This is a genomic window from Acidithiobacillus albertensis (assembly GCF_001931655.1).
In the GTDB taxonomy this organism is placed as follows: domain Bacteria; phylum Pseudomonadota; class Gammaproteobacteria; order Acidithiobacillales; family Acidithiobacillaceae; genus Acidithiobacillus; species Acidithiobacillus thiooxidans.
In genome coordinates this window covers 1-4,239 of the sequence record NZ_MOAD01000035.1, presented here as the reverse complement: position 1 = coordinate 4,239, position 4,239 = coordinate 1, and the positions used below count along the sequence as shown (strand labels likewise).

Annotated in this window: 6 protein-coding genes; all 6 read right to left on the bottom strand. The window is 48.1% G+C overall.

The features are described 5' to 3' along the window. Positions 1-369: cytochrome d ubiquinol oxidase subunit II (locus tag BLW97_RS16840; RefSeq protein WP_143214962.1), on the bottom strand; the 369-nt coding region annotated here is incomplete at its 3' end. A 40-nt stretch (positions 370-409) separates the two neighbouring features. Further along, entirely contained in the window at positions 410-1,864 is a 1,455-nt protein-coding gene (locus BLW97_RS16835; RefSeq protein WP_075324011.1) for a cytochrome ubiquinol oxidase subunit I, read from the bottom strand. 576 nt (positions 1,865-2,440) lie between these two features. Then, positions 2,441-2,617, bottom strand: coding sequence for a sulfur oxygenase reductase family protein (locus BLW97_RS20265; RefSeq protein WP_278278534.1), 177 nt, complete (start codon positions 2,615-2,617; stop codon positions 2,441-2,443). After that, on the bottom strand, positions 2,598-3,401 hold the full coding sequence (locus BLW97_RS16830) for a sulfur oxygenase reductase family protein (protein ID WP_278278533.1): 804 nt from the start codon (positions 3,399-3,401) through the stop codon (positions 2,598-2,600). Before BLW97_RS16830 ends, BLW97_RS20265 begins: the two co-directional genes overlap by 20 nt. A 64-nt stretch (positions 3,402-3,465) precedes the next feature. Next, positions 3,466-3,639 (bottom strand): CsbD family protein, encoded by a 174-nt coding sequence (locus tag BLW97_RS16825; protein WP_075324010.1) that lies wholly within the window; start codon positions 3,637-3,639, stop codon positions 3,466-3,468. Between the two features lie 44 nt (positions 3,640-3,683). Then, the coding region (locus BLW97_RS16820) for an ABC transporter substrate-binding protein (RefSeq protein WP_075324009.1) at positions 3,684-4,239 on the bottom strand (556 nt) is incomplete at its 5' end.

The window sequence follows — 4,239 nt, the reverse complement described above, 5'->3', positions numbered from 1 at the left end:
GGCCCAACCCCAAAAGCGCTTGCTTCCGGTTGCATGGACATGAAACTCAAAGGCTACAGCCCGCGAAATGACGCCCCATAAAGCGAACATCAAAGGAATCATCAGATAGTTGAAGGCCGATCCATACACCAGCGGAAAAGCGCCAAACAGAACGCCGCCGGCAACGACCAGCCAGGTTTCATTGCCATCCCACATACCGGCCATGGAAGCCATAATGGCGCCCCGCTCCTGCTCATCGGGAGAAAAAAGGGCAAACACTCCGGCGCCGAGATCGGCACCATCCAGGGCAATATAGAGGAGAAACATCAGACTGAGTAACAGCCACCACCACGTCGTTAGGGTGGTGGCGATTCTGGCGAGATCAAACATATTGTATTACTCCTTGAATCAAGATCCCGGAAAACCACGCTTAATGGGTTTTCCCAAAGGTCGGTTTGGCAAAAGTCGGTTTCGCCAGTCCACCGCCGGCGTGTTCCTGATCAGCAGGCTGCTCTGGCACACCCGGTAAAGGACTTTCCAGATCTGGTCCCTTGCGGATCACGCGGGAGAAGAAATACCAGGCACCGGCCCAGACAGTCAGTTCAAAAACGCCATACCCGGCAAACCAGACGATTTCCTGACCAAGACCCATATGGCTAACCCCCTCATAGGTACGCATGATGTTGAAAACCACCCAGGGTTGACGCCCTACTTCGCGGGTCCACCAGCCGGTCCAGACGGCCAGATACGGTAAAAAAGCACTAAAGACCATGGCCCGCAAAAACCAGGGGCGTTTACGCAATCCCTCCACCGTCAGTTGCCCACGCAGGATGAGGGAGGTACCCCATAGAGCCATAAAGAACAGGAAGAAACCAATCGCGACCATAACCCGGAAGGAATAGAAAGGGACCCAGACATCGGGGCGATCCTTGGCCGGGAACTGATCCAGACCGAGAACCACACCATTCAGTGTGTGGGTTTCCAGGAGGCTTAATACATGAGGAATACGGATTGAAAACAGACTTCCATCATTGGCAGCATTGGGAATGGTAATCAGGTTCCAGGCACTGTTAACCTGGCCGTTGGGCAAATAGGTATGGTAATGCCCTTCCATGGCAGCCAGCGAGGTTGGTTCGCTATGGGCCACATCAACGCCCAGGCCATCACCCAACCAGATTTGTATCGGCGTAGCGATCAGCAGGGCCAGAATGGCGGGTTTCAGCATCTTGACGAATAAATCGGCATGACGATTCTTGCGAATAAACCAGGCACTAATGCCAGCCAGAACAAACAATCCCAAAATAAAGCAGGCAATCCACATATGCGGGAAACCCCATGCGTTGCTTTCATTGAAAATAGCTTGCCACCAGTTGGTCACTTGGAAGATACCATCCTTAAGCACCACCCCATCGGGAGTCTGCATCCAGCCATTGGCCACCAGAATCCAGTAAGCCGACAAGCTGGAAGCAAACGCCACGTTAAAGGTAGAAAACAAATGCATACCTTTGCCGATTTTGTTCCAGCCAAACACCATGAGGCCAATGAAGCCGGCTTCATACATAAAGGCGGTGATGGTTTCGAAACCCAGAATGTTTCCAAAGAAAGAACCGACAGCCTGAGAGAAAGGGCCGTACAAAATTCCAAAAGCCAGTTCCATCGTCACGCCTGTTGCTACGCCAGCGCCAAAATTGATAATAAATATTTTCTCAAAGAATCGATTCAGCCTATACCATCGTTCGTCTCCAGAACGTAACCAGGCCACCTCTAATCCCAAAAGAATCAATGATACTCCAATAGTTAGCGGCGGCCAAAGAATATGCATAGAAGTGATCCAGGCAAAATCCAGCCGACTCAGCAAAATTGGTAATGTATTTTCTAGCAGCACAATCATTACTCCTATAAAGGAATACTATTTAATTGAAGGGCATAGAACCATGTCTCGTGGCTCTATCTTTAATTAAACTGAATGCTGCAACCAAAATTCACCATTCAGCCTTCAAAGACTGTTACCTTACCTTGACAACCGCCAAACTCAGGACCTTAAAACCCGTTGATATTCATCTGGCAATGGACTTTGCTGCTGTGCTTGTTGCTCCCCATGGGCAACGAATAGGTTGATGATTTGTCCGTGCACCTGAATCAGAGTGGCCACATTGGTATGGTCGCTACCCTCATCTATAATTACAGTAGTATTTTATGGAGATAACGCAAAATTGGCCTTAACAGCTGAGATAGATTTAGCTTGTATAGCCCATTCACCATGCTCACTTAATTCAATCGCGGAATTTGGGTTAAACAGTGGTGTTGCACTCCAAACTTGAATACTGGTAATACCGCAATCCACTTTAATTGACCATGATGTACAGCCCCATCATTACCCATTACGAAGCAATTCCCCAGGGGCTGTTTTTGAAAAGTTCAGATCTGTAAGTGAAAATGACAGATCTTTTCCAGCTTGCCATTAACTTACTAATTTTTTACGCCATTGTCCCTGTTCCATCATGGGCTCAAAAAGCATGTAGTAAGGCCCCTTATCCAAATGGGCAAGTACACCCTCATTGTGAATCTGCCGCAACTCGTAATCCAGCATCGCATGGGCTATGCCTATATGCGCATGTTCAGGAGACTCCCATTCCATATGCACCAAGTACTGCGTTGGCTTCATGCACCAAGTACTGCGTTGGCTTCTGTCCCGGAATCAGCGGCTTATCAGGCACCTGGCTGCCATAGTTGGTGTTGTACTCTGGTGGGTTGGCGCCCAGTGTGGCCTTCAGCATCCCTTTGGGATCGAGCTGAAGCGATCCAATGGCAGAAACGCCAAACTGTTTCATGACCATCCAGCCGATCATGCCCGGAACATTTTCTTTCATCCAGGTGAGCGTCTCTATGGCCCCTTTTTCAAAAGCTTCCTCATGCCCGTCCATCACCCAATGGTCACCAATGGCAATACTTCGCTTTGCCGATAATGCTACTTTAGGCACGGGCTTCTGCTCTGCGAAAGACTTTCCTAAAACTGCCGGGATATCGGTCATACCCATAATCAGGGGGAGATCGGAACGAATGACTTCATAGTAGGGTTCCCATGGCCCCTCTATGACCATATCCAGGCAGCTTCCACATAATTCAAAAATTTCCTTGAAGTTTTCATGATGCATCTCTTCATGCGACTTCACGTCTTTCCATGCGGTGTACTGAAACATGGAAATAGGATTCAGGGTTTCATGCATATCAATAGCGCCACCACCATAGCGCCCAGCCATGGGATGTATACCCGTCTGCAACAATTGTTCAAAACCTAAAAAACCGGGATGAGAGGCCGTAGTGATACAAACCTTGGGCCCAACCTTCATCATGGTTTCATAACTTTCCGGCCGGTTGGTTACTTTTGACTGGTTGATGGCAATAATAGGATTGTTACTCATAATCTTAAACTCCAGTAGTTACTCATGGAATAATTTTCTCAATCAAGAGAGGACGAGAAAACATTTAATCGGATAGCTTCTTTTTGAATTTACCCCATTTTTCCTGTAATTCTCCTGCTTTCTTTGTGACTTTACCTTCAGCCTCTTGTTGAGCATTTCCGGTAATTTTACCGGCGACTTCTTTGACGGTACCTTTGACCTGTTTTGCCCGACCTTTCACCTGTGTTTTATTCATCATAATCTCCTTTATGGATAGCGCCATTCATCCAATGAACGGAGCTATTATCGCGCTGCGTGGGCCAACATTTCCGAGCGTTTATTGATGCCATTCATCAGTGCATGGATCCCGCCTTTTTTCAGAGCACCCGTAAATTCAGCTTTCTGCATCGCCAGGTTGCTGACACCGTCTGTCATTACATTGACAATTTTCCATTGGCCATGGTTTTGGCTGAGCAGATAATCAAACGTATTGTTTTTACCGCCATTGCCGGACTTCAACGTAGTGCTGACCATCATTCGGTGGCCAAGCACGCTCTTGGAGACGGGGCTGCTAAACTTTTGACCGGCGTAATGGGTGAAATGCGCGGCATAATTTGCCACAGAATAATGGGTCAGTGCCTGCACAAACTGCTTCTTTTCCGGAGCAGACAGCTTATCCCACGCGGTCCCCAGGCTGTAGTGCGCGATTTTTGAAAAATCATAGGCGTGGCTGATTTCGGGATACAATGCGTGAAAACGACTCTCATAGCTACTGGATGGCCCCATTTTCATGGAGTGAATGAGCGCCGTGTTAAGTTTAGTCACCACAGTATCAGGCGCATTGCCTGTTGATGCGACA

Coding starts and splice junctions, on each gene's coding strand:
- BLW97_RS16825 (WP_075324010.1), bottom strand. CDS start 3,639: ATGATGAATAAAACACAGGTGAAAGGTCGGGCAAAACAGGTCAAAGGT.
- BLW97_RS16830 (WP_278278533.1), bottom strand. CDS start 3,401: ATGAGTAACAATCCTATTATTGCCATCAACCAGTCAAAAGTAACCAAC.
- BLW97_RS20265 (WP_278278534.1), bottom strand. CDS start 2,617: ATGGAATGGGAGTCTCCTGAACATGCGCATATAGGCATAGCCCATGCG.